Source organism: Catenulispora sp. EB89 (assembly GCF_041261445.1).
Classification (GTDB): domain Bacteria; phylum Actinomycetota; class Actinomycetes; order Streptomycetales; family Catenulisporaceae; genus Catenulispora.
Genome location: NZ_JBGCCU010000005.1, coordinates 12,819 through 39,074, shown reverse-complemented (window position 1 = coordinate 39,074; position 26,256 = coordinate 12,819). Strand labels below are relative to the sequence as shown.

The window sequence follows — 26,256 nt, the reverse complement described above, 5'->3', positions numbered from 1 at the left end:
CTTCGAGCTCTGACCTGGCGATCGTGAAGATCGGTTGCACAGACAATCTTGCCAGCCCTATTCTCGTACATGGTACGAGAACCAGTCAGCCAGGAGGCACCGCCATGAAGCTCTCGCTCAGCACCCGCATCGCGCGCCGGACCTTGGGCGGGCTGCCCACGCCGCGGTTCGCCGTGTCATGGGAACCCGGCCTGTCGGTCCCGATGGCCGACGGCGTGGACCTCTCGGCCGACCACTACTTCCCGGATCCGGCCGCGGTGCAGGACTTCCCGACGCTGGTCGTGCGCTCGCCGTACGGTCGCGGCTTCCCGTGGGCGGCGCTGTACGGCGTGGCCTTCGCCGAGCAGGGTTTCCATGTCCTGATCCAGAGCGCCCGCGGGACCGCCGGCTCGGGCGGCGTCTTCCAACCCTGGCGGGACGACGGGCCCGACGGCCGTGCGACGATCGCCTGGCTGCGGCGCCAGGTCTGGTTCGACGGACGACTCGGCCTGGTCGGGCCGAGTGCGATGGCGTACGCGCAGTGGTCGCTGGCCGCGGATCCACCGCCGGAGTTGAAGGCGATGGTGGTGCACGTCCCGCTCCACAACCCGCACGGCTTCTTCCACCGGAACGGCTTGTTCGCCCTCGAAGACGCACTGATCGCGACCACGGCCGTCCAGACGCAGCATCTCGGCCCGCGGCGGTTCCTCGGCGCGACGCTGCGGCTGGCGCGGTCGATGAAGCGGATCGTCCGAGCCGAGTCGCCGGTCGAGGCGTACGCGCAGGTCATGGGCCGCAGTCCGGCCTTCCTCACCGGCGCCGTCGCTCATCCGGACGCCGCCGACGGCTACTGGCAGGGCACGGATCTGCTGGCCGGGGCCGCCGACTTCGAGGTCCCGACGCTGGTGGTCAGCGGCTGGTCCGACGTGGCGCTGGACCAGGCGCTCCAGCAGTACGCGCGGCTGCCGTCGGGGCGGCGGTCGCTGCTGGTCGGGCCGTGGACGCACACCACGACGTTGCAGCGGGGTGTCGGGACGGTGTTCGCCGAATCCGTGACCTGGCTGCGCGGACACCTCGTCGACCCCGCTCCGCCGAAGGGACGGGTCCGCGTGGCCGTCGGTGGCACCGGCAGCACTGGTAGCAGCGGCGGCAGTAGCAGCGAGTGGCGTGAGCTGCCGACCTGGCCGCCGGCGGCCGTACCGGTGGCCTGGTATCCGCACCCTGACGGCGGACTGTCACGCGAGCCGCCACAGTCCGGTGCCGCCGGGACCGCAGCCGGAACCGTGCGCTACGACCCGGCCGATCCGACCCCGTCCGTCGGTGGCAGCGGCCTGGCGCAGAAGGCAGGTACGCGGGACAACAGGGCGTTGGAACGCCGTGGAGACGTGCTGGTGTTCACCAGTCCGCCGCTGACCGAGGCGATCGAGGTCGTCGGCGCGGTGGCGGCTGAGATCCTGGCCGATCCCGGCGGACAGGCGCCTTCGGCGACACTGTTCGTCCGGCTCTGCGATGTCGACGAACGCGGCCGCTCCTGGAACGTCTGCGACGGCATCGCCCGCGTGACCGGCACCGATCCGGGATCCCGGCGGACCGCCGTCACCATCGCGATGTCCTCGACCGCCCACCGCTTCCGGCCCGGCCACCGAATACGCGTCCAGATCAGCGGCGGCGCCCATCCGCGCTTCGCCGCCGGACACGAGGCGTTCCACGTCGCGATCCGCCCCGGCTCCGCGATCGTGCTTCCCGTGGCCTGACCTCACTGCGCCGGAGGATCCTCCGGCGGTTCGGGGACGACGAACATCCGCAGCGCCATCATCCGCGCGCCCTCCGGCGCCTCCCGGGGGTCGGCGTGCCCGTACTTCCACTGCAGCTCGTTGTACTCGCGCAGGAATCCCGCCAGCTCCTCCTTGGTCATCCAGAACCCGCCGCGGAAGATGTGCGCCGACCCTTCCGGGCCCTCGTACTGCGTGAGCACGCGGTAGTACAGGTCGATGTCGTGCGTCGCCTGCTCCCGGGCCCGGTCCGCGAGCGCGGCGAACTCGGCGGGGTCCATCGTCGAGGGATCCGGCGCCTCCAGCTGGATCGGCAGCGCGCGCCACCAGCGCTCGCGGCCGGCCGAGCGCTCCGGGATCTCCTCGACGAACCGCAGCTCGGCCAGCTTGCGCAGGTGGTAGCTGGTGGTGCCGGTGCTCTCGCCGAGGGCCTTGGCCAGGCTCGTGGAGTTGGCCTCCCGGTGCTGCTGCAGGTAGGCGAGCATCCGGCGGCGCAGCGGGTTGGCCAGCACGCGGAAGATGGTGGACCGGTCGCCGGCGGCGGTGCCGATCGGCTCGGGGGGCGTTTGGGGCACGGCGTCACCCTACCTCGCACCTCCCAGGGTGCCGAGAGTTCTGCAAAGATATTTGCAGAGATGCTTTGCAAAAGCTCTCTGCGGTCTCTAGGGTGGACCACGGCCGCGGGGCGAGCAGCGCCGTCGCGGGCTCGTCACCGATGGGGGTGGGTGCCGTGGGCATCGCAGGTGGAACGAATCCGGGCCGGACGAATCCAGGCCGGGTCGCCGCGATCGCGGCTGCCTGCTCCGCGGCCCTGGTGGTGGTCGGCGTGTCAGGGTGCGGCTACCTGAACGACCACCACGTCGAGAACGACGCCACGATCACCCAGAAGGTCCAGGCCCTGCGGATCGACAACCCCGCGGGCCAGATCGTGGTCCACGCCGGGGACACCGGTGGCGGCATCGTGGTGCACCGCGACATCGACTACCACACCGACCAGCCGCCGACCCCGGGCCAGACCGTCACCGGCGGCGTCCTGGAGCTGACCTCGGGGTGCGACAGCTGCGGGATCGCTTACGACGTGACCGTGCCGGCCTCGGTCGCCGTGACCGTCGTCGACCACGCCGGCGAGGTGACGGTGAACGGCGTCTCGGGGGCGGTCGACGTCACCGCGTCCGCCGGCCACGTCGAGGGCGACGACCTGCGCGCGCCGACCGTGCGGGTCGAGGACTCGGCCGGCGCGGTCAACCTGACGTTCGCCGCGCCGCCGGACGACGTCACGGTGCACAGCAAGGCCGGCGAGGTGACCGTGGCGGTGCCGAACGGGGCCTACGCGGTCGACGCGTCGAGCAAGGCCGGCGCGCGAACCGTGGACGTCCCCGACGACCCCTCCGCGAGCCGCCGCGTGAAGGTGTCGTCCGACGCCGGCGCGGTCTCGGTGACCTCGGCCTGAGACCTGGTCGAGCGCCAAGCGCCGATCAGAGCAGAGCCCTCACAGCCCGGCGAGGGCGGTCCGGACGCCGGCCTCCACGGCCGCCTTGTCCCCGAGACCGCCGGCCACGGCTATCCCGTCCCGCACCAGCAGCAGCAGATCGGCCTTCTGGTCGACGTCGGAGCGGCCCGCGGCGACGAGGATGTCGCGCATCAGGTCGCGGTACCAGGCGCGGTAGTCGTCGACGAGGTGCCGGACCGGATGGCCGGGATCGGCGAACTCCGCCGCCGCGTTGAGGAACGGACACCCCCGGAACCCGGGGCCGACGCTGACCTCGGCCAGCTTGGCGAGGATGGTCTCGATGCGCTCGACGCCGTCGCCCGGGACACCGCCGAACAGCTCGCGCTGGCGCTCGTACTCGGTGGCCAGATAGGCCACGACCAGCTCTTCCTTGGACTTGAAGTGGTGGTAGAAGGTCGCCTTCGCCACCCCGGCGTCGGCGATCACCCGGTCGACCCCCACGGTGTGGATGCCCTCCAGGTAGAAGAGCAACGTGGCGGTTTCGAGAACACGGGTACGGGCTGACCTCACACACTTGACGGTACCAGACAGATCTGTCTAGTGTAAGCAGCGAACCAGACAGACAGATCTGTCTAGTGCAAGCCCTTCCCGCACCTTGGAGGCCCGCTCATGAAGCCCGTCTACACCGCCGTCGCCACCTCCGTCGGCCGCGAAGGCCGTTCCTTCACCGACGACGGCAAGCTCGACCTGAACATGGCCTTCCCGGAGTCGCTGGGCGGCAACGGCCAGGGCACCAACCCCGAGCAGCTGTTCGCCGCGGGCTACTCGGCGTGCTTCGCCAGCGCGATGCAGCTGGTCGCCAAGCAGCAGGGCGTGGACGTCTCCGACGCCTCGGTGACCGCCGAGGTCACGCTGAACAGCCTGGACGGCGGCGCCTTCGGCCTGTCGGTGGTGCTGCGCGCCGAGCTCCCCGAGGAGCTGCACGGCGAGAAGGGCAAGGCCCTGCTGGAGGCCACGCACCAGGTCTGCCCGTACTCCAACGCGACCCGCGGCAACATCCCGGTCGAGATCGTCGTCGAGTAACGGCGCCGCTCGACTACTTCTGGGCTTTCCTTACTTCTGTGCCCCGCCCTTGAACGGTTCCTCGCCCGGCTTGTCGGCGCGGAACCGCAGGGCGGACCAGACCTCGTCGATCGCCACCTGCCCGTTGGGCCGCATGCCGAACTCCACGACGATCGGCCAGAGGCTGTCGCGGTTGATGTCGGTCCGGTTGGCCTTCGGGTAGGCGATCCAGACCACCGGCGGCTTGACGATGTCGGCCTTGTTCGCGGTCAGCAGCGCCCGGGCCGAGTCGGCGTCGTCGGCATACAGGACCGCGACGTCGGCCGCCGCCAGGTCTTCGATCCGCTCCGCACCGTCCGGCAGCTGACCGACCTCGGCGAACCGGTCCGGATGCGAGGTCCAGACCGAGCGGCCCGGCTTGATGGCGAGCTTCTCGGCGACGGTCTTGTCGGCCATGGCGGTCCTCCAGCGGTTCGTGTTCATACGTCGTGAGTCGTGGATCGCGAGGCGTTTCCCGCCCCCAGCACAACAGACGAAACCGCTTCGCGAAACTCATCGGCGCCGGTCCCCCGTTTCCGGGGGCCGGCGCCGATGCGCGCTCTGGCGTCCTACCAGATGGCTGGTGACCTCAGACCATCAGATCCTGCTCGCGCAGAACCAGGACGTCGAGCTCGTCTTCAAGCTCCTCGGCGAGCGTGGACTCGACCGGGGTGCGGCGGCTGCGAAACAGCCCCCCGGCCAGGATCAGCAGGCCGCCGACCGTGGCCACGGCCACGAACACCAGGACCGGCCGGTAGCTGGAGAGCACCTGCGCGTTGGTCTGGGCGGTGTTGCCGCCGTTGGCGGCGATGATCGCGGTCGAGGCGGCCAGCACCACGGTGATGCCGACCTGCAGCGCCGTGTTCAGCAGTCCGGAGACCAGGCCCTGCTCCTCGTCGGCGATGCCGGAGGCGGCCTGCACGTTGATCGCCGGGAAGGCCAGGCCGAAGCCCAGGCCCAGCAGCACGATCGAGGGCAGGATCACCCACCAGCTCGGGGTCGAGCCGATGCGCAGGAACTGCAGGTAGCCCAGCGACAGGGCGGCGAAGCCGGCGACGCCGACCCGGGCCGTGCCGTACTTGTTGAGGACGTCGGCGATCTTGAAGCTGGCGACCAGGACGATCAGGCCGGCCGGCAGGAACGCCAGAGCGGTGTGCAGCGCGCTCCACTTGGACAGCGTCTGCAGGTACTGCGTCACGACGAACTGGAACGAGGCGTAGCCGCCGAACATCAGACCGCCGCCGATCAGGGCCCGGATCAGCGACGGGGAGCGCAGCACGCCGAGCCGCACCAGCGGGTTGGCCACCCGCAGCTCGGTGGCGACGAACCCGGCCGCCAGCGCGGCCGCCGCGACGAACGTGCCGATGGTGACCGGCGCCAGCCAGCCGATCTGCGGCGCCCGGACGATGCCGAAGACCAGCAGCAGCACCGAGCCGGTGCTGGTCACCGCGCCCAGGATGTCGTACCCGCCGCGGTCCTGCCTGGCGACCGGCTGGTCGCGGTGGATCAGCTTCGCGCCGATCACCAGGATCAGTGCCGCCACCGGCGCCGGGACCAACAGCGTCCAGCGCCAGCCGGCCTCGGTGAGCAGTCCGGAGAGCACCAGGCCGAGCGAGAACCCGGCGGCGCCGCAGGTGGTGTAGATGCTCAGGGCCCGGTTGCGGTCCGGCCCCTCGGCGAACGTGGTGGTGATGATGGACAGGCCGGCCGGGGCGGTGAACGCCGCGCTGATCCCCTTCACGAACCGGGTCGCGATCAGCAGGCTGCCGTCGTCGACCAGGCCGGACAGCAGCGAGGCCACGGCGAAGACCGCGAGCGCGGTCAGGAACACCCGGCGCCGGCCGAGCAGGTCCGCCGCGCGTCCGCCGAGCAGCAGGAAACCGCCGTAGCCGAGGACGTACCCGCTGACGACCCACTGCAACGACGAGGTGGACAGGTGCAGGGACTCACGGATCGACGGCAGCGCGACGCCGACCATCGAGGTGTCGAGGGCGTCGAGGAACAGGGCACCGCACAGAACGATGAGGGCGCCCCACAAACGAAGTGGCCAACGTCCCGACGAGACGGACTCGCCGGGACGCAGAGTTGTCGAGGTGTCGCTGTGGCTCATGCCGTGGAGATTACATGCACGTGCACATAGTGCGCAAGCAATTTATGCGACGGCACTTTATGTGATGGAACCTTGTGCAGGAGAACCTTGTGCACTGGCACGTGTTACCATGGCACCATGGAGACCGAGTCCCTCCTTGAGCGAAACCTCGTCGAACAGTGGCGAGAGCTCGTCGCGCGCAAGACCCGCGTGTGGAACGCCTTGGAGCTGGAGCTCGACCGGCAGCACGGGCTGTCGGCCAGCGAGTTCGAGGTGCTGGACACGCTGTCGGAGTACGACTGCGCCGACCCGCCGCGGGTCCAGGAGCTGGCCGCGCACGTCCCGATCACACAGAGCGCGCTGTCGCGGATGATCGGCCGCCTGGAGGCCCAGAACCTGGTCACCCGGGCCCTGTGCAGCTCCGACCGGCGCGGCGTCTTCGTGGTGCTGACCGACGAGGGCATGCAGCGGCTGGCCGAGGCCCGGCCCACGCACCGCGCGGTGCTGGCCGCCGAGCTGACCGCGACCGCGGCCGAGGCGCCGATCCCGGTCGTGCTGTAGCCGGCAGCTGTAGCCGGCAGCTGTAACCGGTCGATGTAACCGGTCGCGCGGTAAGTCGCGCCGTCACCCGAACCCGTCCCCGAGCGGCCTCCGCGCCGCTCGGATCACCGGCGTAGATTCGGTCCATGCCCACCGAAGCCGTAGTCCGCACCCCCGCCCTGGACCGCCCCGATCTGCTCGCGGCGCCGGTCGCGACCGCGCTGCACGCGCTGCCGGCCCTCGCCCCGCTGGTCGAGGTGGCGCAGATCGACCCCGAGCTGGCCGACACCGAGGCGTTCTGCGCCGCGTACGGAGTACTGCCCGAGGAGTCCGCGAACTGCGTGATCGTCGCGGCCCGCCGCGGTGAGCAGACCTCTTACGCCGCCTGCATGGTCCTGGCGACCACGAAGGCTGATGTCAACTCCCTGGTCCGCAAGCACCTCGGGGCGCGCAAGGCGTCCTTCGCACCGATGGACACGGCCGTGGAGCTCAGCGGCATGGAGTACGGCGGCATCACACCGATCGGCCTTCCTGAGGACTGGCCGATCCTGGTCGACGCGGCGGTGGCCGCGGCCCCGGTCGCGGTGGTCGGCTCCGGGATCCGGGGTTCGAAGCTGTGGCTGCCGGGCACCGCGATCGCCGGCCTGCCCGGCGCGCAGGTCCTCGAAGGGCTCGGCATCGCGCGCTGAAGAGCCGCGCGCTGCAAACAAGACGGGTTCCGGACCGCCCCACGGTCCAGAACCCGTCTAACCACTACGACGCGGCGAGTACGTCAAAGCGTTGCTGTCGAAAACGGACTATCAGTCCTGCCGGCCTGCGATCGCGCCGGCCGCCCACAACACCAGCGCCGCTCCGGAGAACGCGGCCCCGGTGAGGGCGACCGCGGTCCAGCCGCCGGCCGCGAACGCCGCGCCGGAAGCCGCCGAACCGGCGACGCCGCCGAGGAACACCGAGGTCATGTAGGCCGTGGTGATCCGGCTCCGCGCCTCCGGACGCAGCCGCAGCGCGACGGCGAGGTTGGTGACGTGCGCGCCCTGGACCCCGAGGTCCAGCACCACGACGCCGGCGACCAGCGCGAGCAGCCAGTGCCCGCCGTGCACGCCGAGCAGCAGCCAGCCGCCGAGCATGGTCGCGAACATCAGGCCGCTGACCAGGCCGTCGCGTCCGGAGTCGGTGGCCCGGCCGGTCACCTTCGCCGCCGTCGCACCGGCCGCGCCCGCCAGACCGAGCAGGCCGATCGCCGCCTCGCCGAAGGAGTACGGCGGCCGCGCCAGCTGGAACGCGACCGACGTCCACAGCACCGAGAACGCCCCGAAGCCGAGGAAGCCGAACGCCATCCGCTGCCGCAGCACCGCTTCCTCCCGCACCAGCCGGACCACGCTGGCCAGCAGCGCGCCGTAACCGAGGTGCTGGGACGGCGCGAGGTCGGGGAGCACCCGGTGTAGCACCGCGGCCAGGCCCAGCGTCAGCACCGCAGCCGCCGCGTAGACCGCGCGCCAGCCGGCGAGCTGCGCGAGCAGGCCGCCGGCGGTGCGCGACAGCAGGACCCCCATCAGCACGCCGCTCATCACCGACCCGGTCACCGCTCCGCGCTGCCGCGGCTCGGCCAGCGTCGCGGCGAACGGCACCAGCACCGGCCCGGCCACCGCCGCCGTGGACAGCACCGCCGCCGAGACCACCAGGACGGCGAACCCCGGCGCGGCGGCCGAGGCGGCCAGCGCCGCCGCCGTCACCGCGAGCAGTCCGACGAGCAGCCGCCGCCGGTTGACGACGTCGGCCAGCGGCACCAGCAGCGCCAGCCCGACCGTGTAGCCGACCTGCCCGACCGTGGCCAGCAGCGAGGCGGTGCCCGGCCCGAGGCCGAAGGACTTCGCGATGGCGGTGAGCAGGGGCTGCGCGTAGTAGAGGTTCGCGACCGCGATCCCGGCCGCGGCGGAGAACAGGAGTGTCGTCTTCTTGGACAGGCCCGCGTCCGGGCCCAGGGGCCGGCGCGCCCGGGCCGGGCCCGACGCGGCGTCCGCCTTCGTCTGTTCGAGCACTGTGGTCGTCATGCGATGAAAGTACGTCGGCGAGGCGAGACGATGAATGGCTAAGAATCTTGATTCGCTGTCTTATCGTCTCGCCGATCGGCGGCTACCGTGGCGTCATGGACATTCTCAGCGACGCGCTCGACGCGTTGCGCACCGGCCGGCCCGCGGTGGTGCGCACCGAGGCCCGCGCGCCGTGGGCCGTCCGCTTCCAGCCGGTCGCCGGGGCCGGGTTCCACGTGGTCGCCGAGGGCGGCTGCCATCTGGTGCCGCCGGACGGCGAGCCGCTGGCGCTCGGCCCCGGCGACATCATCTTCCTGCGGCGCGGCAGCGGCCACACCCTCTGCGACACCCCCGGCACCCCGGCGATCGACTTCGTCCCGGACAAGGTCGGCGCGGGTTCCCCGATCGGCCGCTTCACCGTGCCCGGCGACGGCGCCGCCGCGGTCCTGGTGTGCGGCGCGTACCCGCTGGACGTCGAGCGTCGGCACCCGGTCCTCGGCGACCTGCCGGAGGTCATCCACCTGCCCGCCCGCCCCGGCCGGCACCCCGCGCTGCGCTCGGCGGTCGAGCAGCTCTGCGCGGAGATCCAGGCGCCGCAGCCCGGTTCGGACACGGTGGTCGCAACGCTGGTCGACCTGCTTCTCCTCTATATTCTGCGGTCCTGGTACGCCGAGCAGCCAGACCAGCGTGCCCGCGGCTGGGCCGCCGCCCTGGACGACCCGGTGGTCGCCCCGGCGCTCCAGGCCATCCACGACGATCCCGGCCATCCCTGGACCGTGGAGTCGCTGGGCGAGCGCGCCGGGCTGTCGCGCGCCGCGTTCGCCCGCCGCTTCGCGACCGTGGTCGGCGACCCGCCGCTGACCTACCTCACCGACTGGCGCATGGTCACGGCGGCCCGGATGCTGCGGCAGTCCGGCGCTCCGCTGGCGGCGATCGCCCAGCGCAACGGCTACACCTCGGAGTTCGCGTTCGCGAAGGCGTTCAAGCGGCGGTTCGGGATGCCGCCCGGCGCCTATCGCAAGGAGCTGCGGCAGGCCGCGGTCTCCGGCCTGAATCAGTGATCTGAGGCGTTCGCCACACTGCGGATGTCCCGAGGAATGTTGCGGCAGAGGAGCCTGTTTCTCCACCATGGACGGGCCGGGATTCAACAACCGGCCCAATAGACCGGACCCACCACCGTGGGGACCGGTCCGCCGACCGCCGGGCCGGCCGACCCCGCCATCACCGGGGCCGGTCGGCCCGGTGTCGTAGCGGCCGCAGGAGCTCGATCACGACGAAGCTGACGATCAGCACCACGAAGAACAGGCCGATCGTGGCCAGGCTCCCGACCCGCGACGGCGGGAACAGGATCTGGCGCACCACGTTCAGGCCGCCCACCACGAGCACGTAGAGCCACCAGGGCCCCCGCCGAGTCCATCCGCCGTTCATGGCTGCCTCCCGTTTTTAACACATCGGTATCAAAAACAATCTAACACACGTGTGTGAGAATGGCGCCGTGCCGAAAGTCGTCGACCACGAGCGCCGCCGCGCCGAGCTCAGCGAGGCCCTGTGGCGGGTCGCGCTGCGGGACGGTTTCGACGCGGTGACGGTGCGCTCGGTCGCGCAGGAAGCCGGCTGGTCGGCCGGTGCGCTGCGGCACTACTTCCCGGACAAGGCGGAGATGGTCCTGTTCGCCGTGGACCTGATCGTCGGCATGGCGCAGGACCGGGTCCGGGAGCTGCACGAGGGCGGCGGCGGCGTGCCCACGCCGGAGGTGCTGCAGGAGCACCTGGAGCAGCTGCTGCCGCTGGACCCGCCGCGCCGGGTGGAATCCGAGGTCTGGTTCTCCCTGGTCACGCTGGCCCGGTCCGACGTCCGCCTGGCCCGGCGGCGGCAGGAGATCGACGACGCGATCAGGGGCTCGGTGGAGAGCGTCGTGATGGTGCTGGACCAGATCGGGCGGCTCGGGCCCGGCCGGGATCAGGCCCTGGAGTCCCAGCGGCTGCACGCGCTGCTGGACGGACTGGTGATCCAGCTGACGGCCGATCCGCCCCGGCTGTCCGCGGACGAGGCCCGGGCGGTCATGGCCGGGCACCTGGCGGATCTGGCCCGGTAGCTCACCAGTTGAGCAGCTCCGCGAGGCCGCCGAGGAACTCGAAGAACGACCGGATGTTCCTGTTGAGCCGGACCCAGTACTCGCCGGTCCACAGCGGCGGGAACTTGGGGTACAGCGGCTGGAACAGGCGGAACTTCGACCGGCCCGAGGCCAGGACCTTCACGCCCGAGTACCAGATGAGGCCGAGGCCGCAGAACACCAGGTGGAGGACCAGCGCGACCGGGGTCAGGACCCAGCAGAGGGTCCAGTAGAGGCCGTACAGCACGAATGCGACGGCTATGAGGGGGCTGAAGAGGATGACGAAGAAGTACCACCAGAAGCCGTGCTTCTTCTTCGGCTTCGGAGCCGCCTGAGCCTGCGCCTGGTCCGGACCCTGCGGCGGCTGGCCCGGGAACTGCTGCCCCGGGTACTGCTGGCCTGGGAATTGCTGCCCGGGATACTGCTGGCCCGGATACTGCTGCCCCTGAGACGGCTGGCCCGTAGGCGGCTGGCCGGGGTACTGCTGCGGCGGGACCTGAGGATACGGCTGCTGCTGCGGATACGGCTGCGGCGCTCCGTACTGCTGCGGCGGGTATGGCTGCTGCGGAGCTGGCTGCGGCGGGTACGGATTCCCAGAGGGCTGCTGCGGCGGCGGACCCTGATACCCCTGCTGTTGCTGCGGATAGGGATACGGCTGCTGCGCCGCCTGCCCCTGCGGATAGGGCTGCGGCTGCTGCTGGTTCGGCTGACCGTAGTACGGCTGACCGCTATTCGGCTGCTCGGTCATCGGTTCCCTCCCCGTCCGTCTGACAAGCAGCTGACAGAGTACCGTCAGCTCGTCTTATTTCCACGGGGTGTTCAACTGTCCGACAGCGTTCAACCGGGCGGCGCCGACGACCCATGGCCGCCGACGCCGCGTCGGATCCCGGCCGCTACTGCTGTTGCTGCAGCGGCTTCGCCATATCGGTGTCCATCTGCCGGAAGTTCTCCGCCGAGTTCTTCAGCATGTCGGACAGGGCCTTCAGGGATCCGTCGATCTCCGACCGGCCGTCCTTCCACCCCGACGAGAACGAGTGCAACGCGTCCTCGACCTCCGCCGCGCCCATCTGTCCGTCGTACTGGTGCGTCCAGTCGCGCGCCGCGTTCATCCGCGTCCTGATGGACTCCAACTGGCCGCCGAAGGTGTCCAGCGCATCGACGTCAACAGCAAGATCTGGCATTTCACGCCCCCCTCGTGTTCAACCCACCACGTCCATGGCGAGTGTATAAGCCGATTTCACTGCGCGATACGGTGCGCGGCGGCCAGCAGGGCTTCGCGCGCGGCCGGAAGACCGCCGGCGACCAGCGCCCCGTCCCGCTTCACCACGCGACCGTCCACGATCACGGTGTCGACGTTACCGGGGTGCGCCGACGAGACGACCGTGCCGACCGGGTCGTGGTGCAGCGGCAGCAGGTTCGGCGCGTCGGCGCGGAGCAGCACCAGGTCGGCCCGCTTGCCGGGGCGCAGCGAGCCGACCTTCCCGGCCAGGCCGAGGATCTCGGCCCCGCCGAGCGTCGCGGCCCGCAGCACGTCGGCCGGCGAGGGCCGCGTGCCCTCGCCGAGGTAGCCGGTGACCAGGGCGGCGCGCATCAGTGTGAACATGTCGCCGGCAGTGGCGGTGACCACGTCGACGCCGAGGCCGTAGCCGATCCCCGCGGCCCGGAGCCGTCCGATCATCGGCGCGCCGTGGCCCATCTGGGCTTCGACCGCCGGGGCGATCGCCACCGAGCCGCCGGAGGACGCGATGAGCCGCAGTTCCTCGTCCGGAAGCGAGTTGCCGTGGACGTAGACCGTGCCAGCGGTGAGCAGCCCCTCGCGTTCCAGCGTGGCGATCGGGCGCTCGGCAACCGGCCCGGCGCCGACGTGGACGGCGATCGGCAGCGCCAGCTCGCGCGCCAGCTTCCAGTCCTCGCGCACTGATTCGATCGGTGAGTACGAGGGCCCCATCGGCGACAGCGCCATGGTTAGCAGGCCGTTGTCGGTCGGGAAATAGCGCTCGCGGACGCGGCGGATGTCGGCGAGGTCGCGGGACGTGCTGAAGACCGGGAAGCCGTAGCCGAACACCGCGCGGATCCCGGACGCGTCGAGCGCGGACACGGCCGCGTCGGCGTGGTCGGGCGACCGCATCGCGTGCGCGTAGTCCTGCACCGTGGTGACCCCGGCGTCGAGGCATTCCAGGGCGCCGAAGTAGGCGCTCGCGCGCAGGTCGTCCGGCGTGAACCGTGGTCCGAGCCGGCCCGCGACCAGCTCCAGGTAGCCGCCGAGGTCGGTCTCGGCGGTCAGCCCGCGCAGCGCGGTCAGCCACAGGTGGCGGTGGGTGTCGACGAAGCCGGGCAGGACCACGCGGTCCGAGGCGTCGACGACCTCGGCGGTCCCGGCCGGCAGACCGACGCCGACCTCGATCACGCGACCGTCCTCGATCAGCAGGTCGACGCCGGAGCGCACGGTCGGGACGGCGGAAGCCGGCGGTCTGGACGGACCGGCGTCGTCGAAGTCGATGAGGCACGCGATGCCGGAAACGAGCAGGCGGGAAGCGCTCATGGGAAATCCCCTCCAAGGAAAGCTTTCTTAAAAGCTATCGGGGAAGGGGTCTACGCTGTCAAGCGTGACGAGCCCTCCCGACCGCGCCGAACAGCTCATGGCCGCCTGGCGCGCCGAGCTGCCGGAGATCCTGGGCCCGACCACCGAGCTCACCAAGCGCGTCCTCATCCTGGCCGGCCGCCTGGACGCCGCCACCCGCGCCGAACTGCCCGCCCTCGGCCTCACCGTCGCGGCCTACGACGTCCTGCTCACCCTCCGCCGCGCCGGCGCGCCCTACCGCCTGCGCTCCAACGAGCTGACCCAGGACCTCCTGCTCAGCACCGGCGGCACCAGCAACGTGATCAACCGGCTGGCCGCCGACGGCCTGGTCCACCGCGAACCGGACCCCGCGGACGGCCGCAGCACCCTGGTCCGCCTCACCCCCGAGGGCGTGGCCCTCGCCGAGCGCGCGGTCCGGGCCACCAGCGCGGCCCACGAGGCGGTGTTCGCCGGGCTGCCGCCCGAGGTCGTGAAGTCCGCGACCGAGGCGCTGCGCGCGATCCCCGCCACGCCGCCGGCCGGTGCGGTCGCGGTCCAGCCGGCGGCCGCACGGGTGCGCCGCGTCAGGAACTGAGCGCGCGCCGGTCGTACTCGCCGCGCGCCGCGTCGATCTCCTCGATGTTGGCGTAGGCCCAGGCCCGCACCTGCTGCACCGTGGCCAGCAGGCTGGTTCCGAGCCGGGTCAGCGTGTACTCGACGGTCACCGGCACGGTCGGGAAGACCTCGCGGCTGACCAGTCCGTCGCGCTCCAGGGCCCGCAGGGTCTGGGTCAGCATCTTCTGGCTGACGCCCTCGACCTTCCGTTTCAGCTCCGAGAAGCGCAGCGTCCCGTCCTCCAGCGCCATCAGGACGATGCCGGTCCAGCGGTCCGAGATCCGCTCGAAGATCTGCCGGGAAGGACAGTTGCTTTCGAAGACGTTCCAGGTCTTTACCTCGATGGTTTCCACCAGGTACCTATACAACCGACGAGTGCCTTCTTTCAATGAGAGAGTTGGCTGCCTACCGTCGAGGACATGAAAGCTGTCATCGCCACCGGCCTGAACGTGCTGGCCGACTCCCTGGAAATCGCCGACGTCCCCGAGCCCGCGCCGCAGGCCGACGAAGCCGTGGTCGCGGTCGAAGCCTTCTCCGTCAACCGCGGCGAGGCCCTGTTCCTGACCGGCGGCTACGGCCGCCCCGCGGACAAGGGCTGGCGTCCCGGCCAGGACGTCGCCGGCGTGGTGGTCCGCGCCGCCGCCGACGGTTCCGGTCCGGCCGTCGGCACCCGCGTCGCCGGCCACCCGGAGGGCACCGGCTGGGCCGAGCGGGTCGCGGTCCCGACCGGCAAACTCGCCGAGCTGCCCGACGACGTCTCCACCACGGCCGCGGCCGCGCTCCCGCTCGCCGGGCTCACGGCGCTGCGGCTGGTCCGGGCCGCCGGCGACGTCGTGGGGCATCGCGCGCTGGTCACCGCCGCGGCCGGCGGCGTCGGCTTCTTCCTGACCGAGCTGCTGGCCGGCGCGGGGGCCGAGATCGTCGCCGTGACGTCGAACGACGCCCGGGCGGTCCGGCTGCGCGAACTCGGCGCCGCAGCGGTCGTGCAGCGTGCCGCCGACGCCGAAGGCCGCTACGACCTGGTCTTCGAATCCATCGGCGGCCAGGAGTTCGCCGACGCCGTCGGCAAGGCCGCGCCCGGCGCCACGGTGCTCTGGTACGGCCAGGCCGGTCTGAAAGCGCCGACCCTGGACTTCTTCAGCCTGATGGCCGCGACCCCGCTGACCATCAAGCACTTCCCACACTGGATCTCGCTGTTCACCGACGGCCAGGACATCGCCACCCTGGTCCGCCTGGTCGGCGCGGGCCGTCTGCACCCCGAGATCGGGCGGGTCGCCGACTGGGCCGAGACCGCGCAGGCCATCGCCGACGTCTACGAGCGCCGGGTGCGGGGCAACGCGGTGCTCACGATCTCCTGAGCGCACGGCCGTCACAAATTTGTCACGACAGGGAACCGCCCCGAACATCCATGCGTCCCCCACTTGGGGAGAAAGCACAGCGCAGATGGGGGTCAGGACATGGCGGGGCTCGACGAACGCGCGCGGGCAGGGCTGACAGCCCTGCTCGCCGTGGGCATCCCGGTCGCGGCAGGCATCGCGGCCGGGATGCGCGGCAACGGCGACGGTCCGGTGTTCCAGGCCGGCGCCGTCCTCGGCGCGTGCGCGGCGACGCTGCTGGCGACCCGCCGCGGGCTGTGGTGGCTGCTGCCGGCCCAGCCGATGATCGTGGTGCCCTCCGCGGTGCTGGGGATGCTGCTGTCCGAGCCGAGCGGGACCAACCGCACGAAGATGGGCACGGACACCGTGAGTGCGCTGCACCATGCTTTCGTCATCACGCTGGTGGCGCTGGGGGCGGTGCTCGTCGTGGCGTTGCTGAAGGCCGCCGTCGGTCGGGGTGTGGAGCCGAAGTCGGCTGGGGCGCACCGTGGCTAAGACAGAGAAAAAGGCCGGGCAGGCAGGGCAGGCAGGGCAGGCCGCGCAGGCGGGCACCGCCGTGCGCCGCACCCCGCCGGCGATCATCGCCGCGCGCAGCGTCTTCGCACTGGCCGGGGCCGCCGTCCTGGCCGGCTCGGGCGTGGCCTGGTACGGCGTGCACAAGCTGGACAGCGGCGTGCAGACCGTGGACACCAGCCAGGTACACCTGGCCCACGGCGCGCCGGCTCCCAAGCACACCGGCCTGGACAAGTCCGTCAACGTCCTGCTGGTCGGCCTCGACTCGCGGTACGCGATGAACGGCGACCCGCTGCCGGACAGCGTCGTGCACGACGAGCTCCACGCCGGCTCCGCCTCCGACCTGCTCGGCGGCGAGAACGCCAACAGCGAGATCATCCTGCACATCCCGGCGAACAACGGGACGCCGACCGCGGTGTCGATCCCGCGCGACGACTGGGTCGACGCCCAGGACGGCGACGGCAACTCGATGGGCACGATGAAGGTGAAGGAGGCCTACGGCAACGCCTACTACTACGCGACGCAGAAGGCCTCGGCCGCCGGCACCACCGACGTCCACCAGCTCGCGAAGATCGGCCACGCCGCCGGGATCAAGGCGCAGATCGCCACCCTGGAGACGCTGCTGAACATCCCGATCGACCACTTCGCCGAGGTGAACCTGATGGGGTTCTACGACGTCGCCGGCGACGTCGGCCCGGTCCAGGTCTGCCTGAACCGGGCGACCAAGGACGCGAACTCCGGTGCGGACTTCCCGGCGGGCGTCTTCACCCTCCAGACCCAGACGCAGGCGCTGTCCTTCGTCCGGGAGCGCGAGGACCTGCCCAACGGCGACCTGGACCGGACGCACCGCCAGCAGGCCTACATCACCGCGGTGCTGAAGAAGCTCAAGGACCAGGGCATCCTCAGCGACCTGTCGAAGATGGACAGCCTGATCGGCACCGCCGAGAAGGACGTCATCATCGACAGCGGCTGGGACCTGCTGGACTTCGCAGGCAACGCCTCCAGCCTGTCCGACAGCAGCACCTCCTTCCGCACCGCCCCGATCGTCACCGACTCGGAGTGGAAGTGGATCGGGAAGAACCACGAGGTCGGCAACGGCATCGACATCCCGACGGTCCAGGCCTTCGTGAAGAACGCCTTCGCCGGCAGCGACGCCACCGCCCCGGCCCCCACAACGCCAATCACCTCGCCGACCCCGGCCCCGACCTCCACCGCGACCAGCACCCCGCCCCCGCACGTCAGCGGCACCGCCATGGTGTTCAACGCCTCCGGCGTGAACGACGTGGCCACCAAGGAGGCCGCGGCCCTGACCACCCTCGGCCTGACCACCTCGATCGGCAACAACATCCGCCCCTACCACCAGCACACGACGGTGCTGTACGGAAGCGGCGCCTCGGCAGCCGCCCAGGCCGTCGCCGCGCAACTCGGCGCCGGGGTGACCCCGACCGCCAGCGATTCGCTGAACGCCGGCGCGGTGCAGGTCTTCATCGGCACGGACAAGGGCGACGCGATCGCCGCCGGAACGATCGGGACGGTTCCGACGACGCCGGGGACGTCGGGCACGACGAGCACGACGAGCACGACGTCGGGCAGTTCGACGCCGTCGTCCTCGGCAACGACGACCGATTCCGGCAACGGCGAGAACGGCGGGACGATCGCCGGGAACGGCCCCGATTCGCAGAACGGGATCCCCTGCATCAACTGACCCCCATCGCAACCTGCGTATAGACACTTTGTACGTCCCCTGAATACGCAGGTTGCGGGACCCGTCGCGGTACTCCAAGCCCCAAGATCCCCTCAAGTCCATCAACAGGGGGATCCTCCATGTCTCGACGCAAGTCCCGCGTGCTGGCCTCGGTCGGCGTGCTCGCCGCAGCCGCCGGGGTCATGGCGTTGCCGTCGACCGCCGCGCAGGCGGCCGCACAGCATGTCAACGGCCACATCATCTGGGTCGACAGCACTACTGGCTGGACCGAGGCCGACGCCGACGGCTCCAACGCCCACGCGGTGACCCCAACAGGTGGCGGGTACACCGATGCCGGCGTGGTGTCGCAGGTCGAGTATTCGCCGGACGGCACGAAGGTCGCGTTCGTCCTGGTGCTCCGGGCGACGCCCACCGACTCCAGCGCGAGGGCCGAGCTGTGGATCGCCGACGCGTCCGGCGCGAACGCGCACCGTGTCGCCGCGTTCGCCCACCTGCGGAACCTGGCGTGGTCCCCCGACGCCACGAAGATCTACTTCGTCGGGGACAAGACGCAGCCGTACGACACCGGCCAGGTCAACGTGGTCGACGTCGATGGTTCGGGACTGTCCGTACTGCCCGGGCAGACCAACTGCGTGTCGTATTCGCCGACCGTGGCGCCGAACGGCCTCGTCGCGTTCGCAGAAGTCTGCGCGGGGTCCTCCTTCGCGGTCCCCGTGGCCCTGGACCCGGGCGCGACCTCGCTGCGCCAGCTGGGCTTTCGGCCGCAGTCGTCCATCGCCTACTCCCCCGACGGCAAGTGGATCGCCTACATCTCGAACGCCGGACCCAGCGGCACCGGTCTGAACATCATCCCGGCCGCCGGCGGCGCCCCGATCCAGATCAGCGCCGCGAACGTCTTCGGCTCGATCACCTGGTCCCCGGACGGAGCGAGCCTGCTCACCTGGACCAGCAAGCCCAGCGCGCCCATGGGTCCCTCGACGCAGATCAACGTGCTGAACAAGGTCGCCGTCAAGGCTGACTCCCCGCTGGTGCCCATCGCGACCAACACCACCATCGGCGCCGAGGCCAGCTGGCAGAACGGCCCGAGCACCGCCCCGGCCCGCCCCGTCGCCGACCGGATCGGCGGTGCCGACCGCGTCGACACCTCGGTCAAGGCCTCCCAGTGGTCCTTCGACACCACCGGCACCGGCGGCCGTCAGGCGGCCAGCGCCGTCATCACCCGCTCGGACCTGTTCGCCGACGCCCTCGCGGGCAACGCGCTGGCGGCCGAGAAGGACGGCCCGCTGTTCATGACCGGCACCACCGCGCTCGACCCGCGGGTCGGCGCGGAGCTGACCCGCATCCTGCCGCGCGGTGCGAACGTCTACATCCTCGGCGGCACCAGGGCGCTGAGCACCGAGATCGACACCGAGGTCGGAGCGCTGGGCTTCACGCCGGTGCGGGTGGCCGGCGACGGCAAGGCCTACGCCGACGACCGCTACGGCACCGCGCAGGCCATCGCCGACCAGATCACCGGCTTCAGCTGGCGGGCCGGCGTGCGGGTCCCGGTTTCCGCCCCGCACTCGGTGTTCGTCGCGACCGGTCTGGACTACCCCGACGCGCTGGCCGCCGGCGCGGCGGCGGCTCAGGACCCGAACGGCCTGGGCGTCGTGATGCTCTCCGACGGCACCGGCCTGCTGCCCTGGACCCAGGCCTACCTGGCCAAGCTCGACCCGGCCAAGACGCACGTCTACACCGTCGGCGGCCAGGCGACCGCCGCCGTGGCCAAGGCGTTCCCGCAGTGGAAGGGCCTGACCACACCGCTGGCCGGCGCCGACCGCTACCAGACCGCCTACCAGGTCGCGACGCACTCGATGTTCGGTCCGACACTGCACGAGGTCGGGATCGCGACGGCTGCGAACTGGCCGGACGCGCTGTCCGGCGGTGCGCTGATCGGGCTGCAGCACGGGCCGCTGCTGCTGGCCGGGCCCAACGGTCTGACCGCGCAGGAAGCCAGTGTCCTGGGTACGCCTGGACTCGGCGGGATCGCGGTGTTCGGCGGCACGTCCGTGGTCTCCGGCGCGGTGCTGAACGCGACGGCGAACACCGCGTTCGGTGCGGGCGGCTGGGACGCGGGCTTGAACCGCCAGGCTCCTGCGCTCAAGTAGTCCTGAATCCTCCTCTCGTCTCCTTATCTCGTCTGCTTATAGGGATCGGCAAGAAATGACCTCACGTATGCGCGTCCGCCTGGGCGCGGCCGCAGTAGCGGCGGCAGCGGTCGGCGGGATGCTGGCCGTGTCGCAGCCCGCGGCGCAGGCGGCTCCGGCCTATCAGAACTCGTTCATCGCCTTCGGCGGCACCGGCCCGGGCTGGTCGGTCGTCAACGCCGACGGCTCCGACCAGCACGCCATCACCCCGAGCGGCGGCGGCTACGACCCGGGCACGATGGCCGTGTTCGGCCTCAAGTACTCGCCGGACGGATCGCACGCCGCGTTCGCGGCCGGCGGCAGCGGCGGGTCGGCACTGTGGGTGTCCGCCGCGGACGGCAGCGGCGCGCACAAGGTCGTCGGCGTGATCGACGACACCTACCGGACCAGCCTGGCCTGGTCGCCGGACGGCAAGCTCGTCTACTATTCCGCGAACGGCCAGATCTTCCAGACAAAGGCCGACGGCTCCGGCACCCCGACCGTCGCGTTCACCGACTCGGGCAACTGCAAGGACACCTCGCCGCAGACCACGCACAACGGCTACATCTACTTCGTCCGCGTCTGCTCGGGCCGCTCGCCGGCCCAGTACGGCGGCTACGCGATCCACCGCCCCGGCGACCTGCTGCCCGTACCGACCGGGGGGAGCAACTTCACGCCCTCGGCGATCTCGCCCGACGGCACCCGGTACGCGATGGACTACCAACTGGCCCAGCCCGGCTCCACCCAGCCGGCCGACACGCTGTTCGTCGATCCGGTGAACAGCGACGACATCATGCACCCCACGGTCCGCCTGGCGGCGACCCACACGATGCAGGCACTCGCCTACGGCGCGTCCGGCAGCCTGGTCTACGCGGACACGTCCTCCGTGCAGACCAGCCCCGGGAACGACACCTGGACCTCGACCATCCAGACCGTCCCGGACCGGCCGAACCAGGCCCCGCACACGGTCGCCACGATCGTCGGCACCAAGCCGAACACCATGCCGGTGCAGTTCGTGGACTGGGTGGACGGCTCGGCGAACTTCGGCGCCCGGCCGGTCGCCGACCGCGTCGGCGGCGGCGACCGGATCGCCACGTCGATCGCGGCGTCGAAGTGGACCTACGACGACAAGGACGGCAGCGGGCGCAAGGCCTCCTCCGCGGTCCTGGCCCGCAGCGACACCTTCGCCGACGCGCTCGGCGGTACCGCGCTGGCCATCCAGGAGAACGGCCCGCTGCTGCTCACCCCGACGGCGTCGCTGGACAAGGGCGTCGAGAGCGAGCTCACCCGCATTCTGCAGCCGCACTCGACGGTGTTCGTCCTCGGCGGGACCGCGGCGCTGAGCCCGGCGGTGGCGAACCGTCTGACCGCGCTCGGCTACAACGTCGAGCGGGTCGCCGGCGACAACCGCTACGGGACCGCCGTGGCGATCGCGGAGGACATCAGCGGGACCCCGCACCAGACCGGCTCGGTGCTGGTCGCCACCGGCGTCGACTACCCGGACGCGCTGGCCGCCGGTGTCGCGGCCGGGCAGGAGCGCTACACCGGGCCGGGCGAGTCCAACGCCCTCAACGGCGGCGTGGTGGTGCTCACGGACGGCACATCGATGCCGAAGGAGACCGCGGACTACCTGAAGCAGATCGACCCGCACGTCCAGCGCGTCTACGCGGTCGGCGGCCAGGCGGTGAAGGCGGTCGCGGCGGCGTTCCCGTCCTGGACCGGCGTCACGCCGCTGGCCGGCGCGAACCGCTACGAGACCGCGGCCAAGGTCGCCGCCTCGCCGTTGTTCGGCTCCGGCGCGGCCGGACGCTACTCGATGGTCGGCGTCGCCACCGCGGGCAACTGGCCGGACGCGCTGTCCGGCGGCGCGCTGATCGGCAACCAGGGCGGCCCGCTGCTGCTCGCGGACGCCGCCGGCACCCCGGGTTCGCAGGCCGCGGTGGTGAGCGGCGCGCACCTGAAGGGGCTCGTCGTGTTCGGCGGGACCTCGGTGGTGAGCAACGGCGCGCTCGGCGCGATCGCGAACAACGCGTTCGGGTCCGGTGCCTGGGAGTCGGCGGTCGACCGGGACGCTCCGGCGCTGCCGTAGTCGATGACACAGCCGATGAGTTCGTAGTCGATGAGTCGATTCGTCGAGTAATCGACGCACACTGACACGCCGAGGGCGCGCTCGGACGATCCCCACAGGATCGCTCCGGGCGCGCCTTCGGCGTTCCCCCAGAGGCCGGATTCGAGTATTTACAGAGTTAGGAAACTTAACTAACCTGATGAGATATCAGATGTATGAGACATCACGTCGCGCCCGCGCGAACCCACCGTGAAGCCTCTCCTCGCCCTTGAGACGGAAGGAATCGTGATCATGACAGACCCCACCCGTCGCCCCACGATCATGAGCAGGCGCACAGTCATCCGCTCCCTGGCGGTCTCCTCGATCGCCGCACCGGCCGCACTCGCCGCGCTCGGCGAAGCACCCGCCTGGGCCACCGGATCGCGGCCCGCGGCGACGCCGCTGTGGCATCCGGTCCCGGCCGTGGACAAGCTCAACGCGTTCGAGGGCGTCGAGGCCGACCGGGGCCACCGGCACCCGAACCGCACGTACGTCCTGGTCGAGGACGCCGACCACTACCGGCTGAACATCTGGCACGACGACCTCGACACCACCGGCAACAACGACCGCCAGCGCACCGAGGTCAAGGGCATGGTGCAGAACGGCACGGCCTTCAAGATGCTGAACGGCCAGACCTGGCAGATCGAGTACGCCATGTACATGCCCTCGACGCTGCACGGCACCAGCCGCTTCACGCACATCTTCCAGACCAAGACCGTCGACCCCGACGCCGGCCCCTGGTGCACGCTCGACCTGACGCGCGGTTCAGGCGGGACGGAGATGATCAACGCGAGGGCGTACGGCACCCCCGGAGCGCCCGACATCGCCGCCGGCCGCCTCGCACCGCTGCGGGACAAGTGGGTCACGGTGCAGTGGACGCTGACCATCGGCCAGCGGGGTGCGGCCACCTTCGCGCTGCTCGACGGGACCGACCCGAGTTCTCCCGTCTACATGAAGGGCAGCGAGAAGAACGTGGTCATCCCCGCGAACACGTCGTACGTGCGGCCCAAGTGGGGCATCTACCGCTCGATCGAGAGCGCGCCCTCGGACATCATCGACACGTACATCCTGTTCAAGAACTACACCGCGACCCGGTTGTCCTAGACCTGGTTCGGGTTCGGGTTCGGGTTCGGGTTCTGGATCTGGTTCGGGCCCAGGTCCGGCGTCGCAAGGCGCCGCACCACGATGATGTTCTCGGTGACCGTCGCCGTCTGCCCCTGCGGGTTGGTGGCCGTGCGCCGCGGCGCGTCACACCGCTCGGCGCGCCATCCCTCATCGAGCCGCAGCGACGCCAGCACCTCCGCCGGCGTGGGGAACCGCACGTCCTGACCCGCCTGCCACGACCACGGCGCCACCGACGCGTGCTCCACCACGATCAGCAGACCGTTCGGCGCCACCGCGTGCGCCGCCCGACGCAGCACCTCGGTGCGCGGGAACTCAAGCGGCGTGTGGAAGTACGTCGCGCAGACCAGATCGAAGTCGCCCGAGGGGAAGCTCTCGGCCAGGTCGTTGCGGACAGGGTGGACCCGGTCGGCCACGCTGACCGCCCAGGCGCACTCGGCGACGCGGTCCAGCGCGGTCTGCGAGACGTCGACGGCCGTGACGTCCCACCCCAGGCCGGCGAGCCAGATCGCGTCGCCGCCGTGGCCGCAGCCCAGGTCCAGCGCCGCGCCCGGGGTCGGGGCGAAGGTCGTGACGAGGTCCTTCAGCACCACGTTGGGCTTGGTGCCCCAGTTGGCGTTCAGCCGCGCGTAGTGCGCCTCCCAGAAGGTCGCGGAGTCGGTATCGGTATCAAGGTCGCTGTGCACCTGAGGTCTCCTTTTCGCAGCGTGGTCCGTCACCGTCGACCTTGCGCCGCGCCCTGCCGAACTTGCAATCCTTCGTGCCTTTTCAGCAATCTGGAGCCATGGCGAACACCAAGCAGCACATCCTGGACGCCGTCGGCCCCCGCCTGCGCGACCTGCGCCACCGTCGCGGAATGACGCTCGCCGAGCTCGCCGAGCACACCGGCGTCAACGAGAGCACCCTGTCCCGGCTGGAGAACGGCACCCGCAAACCGACGCTGGAGCTCCTGCTCCCCCTCGCCGAGGTCTACGCCGTCCCGCTCGACGACCTCGTCGGCGCGCCCCGCACCGGCGACCCGCGCATCCACCTGCGGCCGGTGACCCGCCACGGCATGACGCACATCCCGCTCAGCCATCCCGGCGGCGTCCAGGCCCACAAGCTCCTCATCCCGCCGCGGCCCGACACCGAGCCGGAGCCGAAGACCCACGAGGGATTCGAGTGGCTCTACGTCATCGCCGGCCGGCTGCGCCTCGTGCTCGGCGACCAGGACCTGGTGCTCAAGCCGGGCGAGGCCGCCGAGTTCGACACCCAGGTGCCGCACTGGCTCGGGGCGGACGGCGACCGGACCGTCGAGCTGCTGATCCTGTTCGGGAAGCAGGGAGAGCGTGCGCATCTCAAGGTGCGTACTGCCTGAAGCGTGCATAGCGACGCGTCAGGCCACTAAGACACCGCTGCGCGCGCCAGCCAGCTCAGCGCGTCGGCGCTGGGGGTATCGGGGTCGGGCGTGATGAACACGATCTGCTGGTCGGCGTCCGCGATCGGGATCACGTCGCAGTTCACGCGCAGCAGGCCGAGCTCCGGGTGCAACATCGACTTGGTGCGGTGTCCGGGGAGGCGGACCTGCTTGCCGGCCCACAGGTCGCGGAACTCCGCGCTGCCCGCGCTGAGCTGCGCCAGGAGGTCGCGGAGGTGCTGGCTGCGGGGGTAGCGGTCGGCGGACGCGCGAAGGCGGGAGACGGCGATCTCGGCGAAGTCCTCGTGGCCGTCGGTGAGGACCTGTTCGCGGTCGAGGAAGCGGCGGCGGGCCAGGTTGGGGCGGGTGTCCAGGTCGCCGAAGAGGGCCTGGGCCAGGGGGTTGAAGGCCACGACGTCGTAGGCGGCGGAGGTGACCAGGGCCGCGGCGAGGGGGAGGCGCCGGAGGAGGTCGGTCACGTGCGGCGTGACCTCGCGGGGCGGGTTCTCGGGAGAGGGCAGGTTCTGGCCGGCGAGGGCGAACAGGTGGATGCGCTCGGCCGGTTCCAGGCGGAGGGCGCCGGCCAGGGCTTCGAGGATCTGCGGCGAGGGGCGCGGGCCTCGGGCCTGCTCCAGGCGGACGTAGTAGTCCAGCGACATGTTCGCCAGGTCGGCGACCTCTTCGCGGCGCAGGCCCGGAGTGCGGCGCTGAGGTGCGGTGACTGTGGAGGGCGCGTGGAGCTGCTCCCGGCGGTCACGCAGGAAGCGCGCCAGTTCGTCTCTGGCCATCGCGGCTCACCTCCCTCTGCGCTTGCCGGCAGCTCGCAACTCGCCACGGCGTCACTCGCTGGTACTAATTGTCCCTGGCTGCTCCCTCGGAGGCGAGTGAGTCTGAAGCCATGACTCAATTGATCGCACTGGTCACCGGCGCCAGCCAGGGGATCGGCAAGGAAATCGCCCGCCAGCTGGCCGAGGCCGGCCTCACCGTCCACGTCGGGTCCCGAACCGCCGACCGCGCTCAGGAAGCGGCGGCGGACATCGGCGCGGATGCTCGGCCGCTGGTCGTGGATGTCACGGATGCGGCGAGCGTCGCTGCGGCGGCGAAGCAGGTCGAAGTCCTCGACATCCTGGTCAACAACGCCGGTGTCTCGCCGTCCGAGGGCCGTCCCGCGCAGGATGAGAACGCCGACGCCTTCCGCGCTGTCTTCGAGACGAACGTCTTCGGCGTGGTCACGGTGACGAACGCGTTCCTGCCTGCGCTGCGACGCTCCGCGCGGCCCCGGATCGTCAACATCTCCAGCGGCACCGGCTCGCTGGCCCTGGCGACTGGGGAGATGGCGAAGTACCAGGGCGCTTATGCCTCCTACCGGGCCTCGAAGACCGCGCTCAATGCCCTGACTGTCCTTTACGCGCAGAGCCTGGCTGGCGACGGGATTGCGGTCAACTCCCTGGCGCCCGGACTACGGCGCACCGGCCTCAACGCTGCGTCGGCGAACGGAGGGGACCCGTCCGAGGCTGCCGCCGCAGCCGTCCGGCTCGCGCTGTCCCCGGACGACACCGTCACAGGGTCCTTCATCAACTGGGACAAGGCCGCTCTGCCCTGGTAGCCGGCGGCTCGTGGCCG

The 26,256-nt window shown here is 71.1% G+C and carries 28 protein-coding genes; 16 read left to right on the top strand and 12 right to left on the bottom strand.

The window, feature by feature from the left end; genetic code table 11:
* Window positions 1–104: 104 nt before the first annotated feature.
* Window positions 105–1,733, top strand: coding sequence for a CocE/NonD family hydrolase (locus ABH920_RS12460; protein ID WP_370349082.1), 1,629 nt, complete (start codon window positions 105–107; stop codon window positions 1,731–1,733).
* A 2-nt stretch (window positions 1,734–1,735) separates the two neighbouring features.
* Here the strand turns inward: ABH920_RS12460 and ABH920_RS12455 are convergent, their stop codons facing one another.
* The gene (locus ABH920_RS12455) at window positions 1,736–2,326 is read right to left on the bottom strand and encodes an ArsR/SmtB family transcription factor (protein ID WP_370349081.1); all 591 of its coding nucleotides are present in this window, start codon (window positions 2,324–2,326) and stop codon (window positions 1,736–1,738) included.
* 155 nt (window positions 2,327–2,481) lie between these two features.
* Here ABH920_RS12455 and ABH920_RS12450 point away from each other — a divergent pair, with 155 nt between their 5' ends.
* The gene (locus ABH920_RS12450; RefSeq protein ID WP_370349080.1) at window positions 2,482–3,201 is read left to right on the top strand and encodes a DUF4097 family beta strand repeat-containing protein; all 720 of its coding nucleotides are present in this window, start codon (window positions 2,482–2,484) and stop codon (window positions 3,199–3,201) included.
* Between the two features lie 39 nt (window positions 3,202–3,240).
* On the opposite strand, the gene ABH920_RS12445 is transcribed toward ABH920_RS12450, so the two are convergent.
* Window positions 3,241–3,771, bottom strand: a complete 531-nt coding sequence (locus ABH920_RS12445) for a TetR/AcrR family transcriptional regulator (RefSeq protein ID WP_370349079.1) — start codon at window positions 3,769–3,771, stop codon at window positions 3,241–3,243.
* 99 nt (window positions 3,772–3,870) lie between these two features.
* Between ABH920_RS12445 and ABH920_RS12440 the strand changes: the two genes are divergently transcribed.
* A complete protein-coding gene (locus ABH920_RS12440) occupies window positions 3,871–4,284 on the top strand; it encodes an organic hydroperoxide resistance protein (protein ID WP_194912442.1) in 414 nt (137 codons plus the stop codon).
* 30 nt (window positions 4,285–4,314) lie between these two features.
* Here ABH920_RS12440 and ABH920_RS12435 read toward each other — a convergent pair whose 3' ends face one another.
* Complete coding sequence (locus tag ABH920_RS12435) at window positions 4,315–4,719, bottom strand: hypothetical protein (protein WP_370349078.1); 405 nt, start codon at window positions 4,717–4,719, stop codon at window positions 4,315–4,317.
* Between the two features lie 172 nt (window positions 4,720–4,891).
* Entirely contained in the window at window positions 4,892–6,412 is a 1,521-nt protein-coding gene (locus ABH920_RS12430; RefSeq protein ID WP_370349077.1) for an MFS transporter, read from the bottom strand.
* A gap of 117 nt (window positions 6,413–6,529) precedes the next feature.
* Between ABH920_RS12430 and ABH920_RS12425 the strand changes: the two genes are divergently transcribed.
* The gene (locus ABH920_RS12425; RefSeq protein WP_370349076.1) at window positions 6,530–6,952 is read left to right on the top strand and encodes a MarR family winged helix-turn-helix transcriptional regulator; all 423 of its coding nucleotides are present in this window, start codon (window positions 6,530–6,532) and stop codon (window positions 6,950–6,952) included.
* Between the two features lie 125 nt (window positions 6,953–7,077).
* Window positions 7,078–7,620, top strand: coding sequence for a YbaK/EbsC family protein (locus ABH920_RS12420; protein ID WP_370349075.1), 543 nt, complete (start codon window positions 7,078–7,080; stop codon window positions 7,618–7,620).
* Window positions 7,621–7,731: 111 nt separating this feature from the next.
* Here the strand turns inward: ABH920_RS12420 and ABH920_RS12415 are convergent, their stop codons facing one another.
* On the bottom strand, window positions 7,732–8,982 hold the full coding sequence (locus ABH920_RS12415; RefSeq protein WP_370349074.1) for an MFS transporter: 1,251 nt from the start codon (window positions 8,980–8,982) through the stop codon (window positions 7,732–7,734).
* 95 nt (window positions 8,983–9,077) lie between these two features.
* Here ABH920_RS12415 and ABH920_RS12410 point away from each other — a divergent pair, with 95 nt between their 5' ends.
* Window positions 9,078–10,022 carry an AraC family transcriptional regulator gene (locus tag ABH920_RS12410; RefSeq protein WP_370349073.1) on the top strand — a complete coding sequence of 315 codons (945 nt, stop codon included), beginning with the start codon at window positions 9,078–9,080 and terminating at the stop codon, window positions 10,020–10,022.
* A 160-nt stretch (window positions 10,023–10,182) separates the two neighbouring features.
* Here ABH920_RS12410 and ABH920_RS12405 read toward each other — a convergent pair whose 3' ends face one another.
* On the bottom strand, window positions 10,183–10,389 hold the full coding sequence (locus tag ABH920_RS12405) for a hypothetical protein (RefSeq protein WP_370349072.1): 207 nt from the start codon (window positions 10,387–10,389) through the stop codon (window positions 10,183–10,185).
* A gap of 67 nt (window positions 10,390–10,456) precedes the next feature.
* Between ABH920_RS12405 and ABH920_RS12400 the strand changes: the two genes are divergently transcribed.
* On the top strand, window positions 10,457–11,056 hold the full coding sequence (locus ABH920_RS12400; RefSeq protein WP_370349071.1) for a TetR/AcrR family transcriptional regulator: 600 nt from the start codon (window positions 10,457–10,459) through the stop codon (window positions 11,054–11,056).
* A gap of 1 nt (window position 11,057) precedes the next feature.
* Here the strand turns inward: ABH920_RS12400 and ABH920_RS12395 are convergent, their stop codons facing one another.
* The 3 genes from ABH920_RS12395 to ABH920_RS12385 all read right to left on the bottom strand — a co-directional run bounded on the left by ABH920_RS12395 (window position 11,058) and on the right by ABH920_RS12385 (window position 13,616).
* Window positions 11,058–11,822: a hypothetical protein gene (locus ABH920_RS12395; protein WP_370349070.1), complete on the bottom strand. Its 765-nt coding sequence runs from the start codon at window positions 11,820–11,822 to the stop codon at window positions 11,058–11,060.
* A 145-nt stretch (window positions 11,823–11,967) separates the two neighbouring features.
* Window positions 11,968–12,255, bottom strand: coding sequence for a hypothetical protein (locus ABH920_RS12390; RefSeq protein ID WP_370349069.1), 288 nt, complete (start codon window positions 12,253–12,255; stop codon window positions 11,968–11,970).
* 56 nt (window positions 12,256–12,311) lie between these two features.
* Window positions 12,312–13,616, bottom strand: coding sequence for an amidohydrolase family protein (locus ABH920_RS12385; RefSeq protein ID WP_370349068.1), 1,305 nt, complete (start codon window positions 13,614–13,616; stop codon window positions 12,312–12,314).
* Window positions 13,617–13,680: 64 nt separating this feature from the next.
* Between ABH920_RS12385 and ABH920_RS12380 the strand changes: the two genes are divergently transcribed.
* A complete protein-coding gene (locus tag ABH920_RS12380) occupies window positions 13,681–14,229 on the top strand; it encodes a MarR family winged helix-turn-helix transcriptional regulator (protein ID WP_370349067.1) in 549 nt (182 codons plus the stop codon).
* Here ABH920_RS12380 and ABH920_RS12375 read toward each other — a convergent pair.
* The gene (locus ABH920_RS12375; RefSeq protein ID WP_370349066.1) at window positions 14,219–14,602 is read right to left on the bottom strand and encodes a winged helix-turn-helix transcriptional regulator; all 384 of its coding nucleotides are present in this window, start codon (window positions 14,600–14,602) and stop codon (window positions 14,219–14,221) included. The genes ABH920_RS12380 and ABH920_RS12375 overlap by 11 nt on opposite strands.
* Before the next feature lie 66 nt (window positions 14,603–14,668).
* Between ABH920_RS12375 and ABH920_RS12370 the strand changes: the two genes are divergently transcribed.
* The 6 genes from ABH920_RS12370 (at window position 14,669) to ABH920_RS12345 (ending at window position 23,219) form a co-directional block, all read left to right on the top strand.
* Complete coding sequence (locus ABH920_RS12370; RefSeq protein WP_370349065.1) at window positions 14,669–15,607, top strand: zinc-binding dehydrogenase; 939 nt, start codon at window positions 14,669–14,671, stop codon at window positions 15,605–15,607.
* A 99-nt stretch (window positions 15,608–15,706) separates the two neighbouring features.
* Window positions 15,707–16,120 (top strand): DUF6542 domain-containing protein, encoded by a 414-nt coding sequence (locus ABH920_RS12365; RefSeq protein WP_370349064.1) that lies wholly within the window; start codon window positions 15,707–15,709, stop codon window positions 16,118–16,120.
* Window positions 16,113–17,843: an LCP family protein gene (locus ABH920_RS12360; RefSeq protein WP_370349063.1), complete on the top strand. Its 1,731-nt coding sequence runs from the start codon at window positions 16,113–16,115 to the stop codon at window positions 17,841–17,843. Before ABH920_RS12365 ends, ABH920_RS12360 begins: the two co-directional genes overlap by 8 nt.
* Before the next feature lie 119 nt (window positions 17,844–17,962).
* On the top strand, window positions 17,963–19,990 hold the full coding sequence (locus ABH920_RS12355) for a cell wall-binding repeat-containing protein (RefSeq protein WP_370349062.1): 2,028 nt from the start codon (window positions 17,963–17,965) through the stop codon (window positions 19,988–19,990).
* Window positions 19,991–20,045: 55 nt separating this feature from the next.
* Window positions 20,046–22,097 (top strand): cell wall-binding repeat-containing protein, encoded by a 2,052-nt coding sequence (locus ABH920_RS12350; RefSeq protein WP_370349061.1) that lies wholly within the window; start codon window positions 20,046–20,048, stop codon window positions 22,095–22,097.
* A gap of 270 nt (window positions 22,098–22,367) precedes the next feature.
* Window positions 22,368–23,219: a hypothetical protein gene (locus ABH920_RS12345; protein WP_370349060.1), complete on the top strand. Its 852-nt coding sequence runs from the start codon at window positions 22,368–22,370 to the stop codon at window positions 23,217–23,219.
* Here the strand turns inward: ABH920_RS12345 and ABH920_RS12340 are convergent.
* Window positions 23,216–23,923 (bottom strand): class I SAM-dependent methyltransferase, encoded by a 708-nt coding sequence (locus tag ABH920_RS12340; protein ID WP_370349059.1) that lies wholly within the window; start codon window positions 23,921–23,923, stop codon window positions 23,216–23,218. The two genes, ABH920_RS12345 and ABH920_RS12340, sit on opposite strands and share 4 nt — an antisense overlap.
* Window positions 23,924–24,021: 98 nt before the next feature.
* Here ABH920_RS12340 and ABH920_RS12335 point away from each other — a divergent pair, with 98 nt between their 5' ends.
* The gene (locus tag ABH920_RS12335; protein WP_370349058.1) at window positions 24,022–24,594 is read left to right on the top strand and encodes a helix-turn-helix domain-containing protein; all 573 of its coding nucleotides are present in this window, start codon (window positions 24,022–24,024) and stop codon (window positions 24,592–24,594) included.
* Window positions 24,595–24,620: 26 nt separating this feature from the next.
* Here the strand turns inward: ABH920_RS12335 and ABH920_RS12330 are convergent, their stop codons facing one another.
* The gene (locus tag ABH920_RS12330) at window positions 24,621–25,421 is read right to left on the bottom strand and encodes a helix-turn-helix transcriptional regulator (RefSeq protein WP_370349057.1); all 801 of its coding nucleotides are present in this window, start codon (window positions 25,419–25,421) and stop codon (window positions 24,621–24,623) included.
* Between the two features lie 110 nt (window positions 25,422–25,531).
* On the opposite strand from ABH920_RS12330, the gene ABH920_RS12325 reads away from it, so the two are divergent.
* A complete protein-coding gene (locus ABH920_RS12325) occupies window positions 25,532–26,239 on the top strand; it encodes an SDR family NAD(P)-dependent oxidoreductase (protein WP_370349056.1) in 708 nt (235 codons plus the stop codon).
* Window positions 26,240–26,256: the final 17 nt, after the last annotated feature.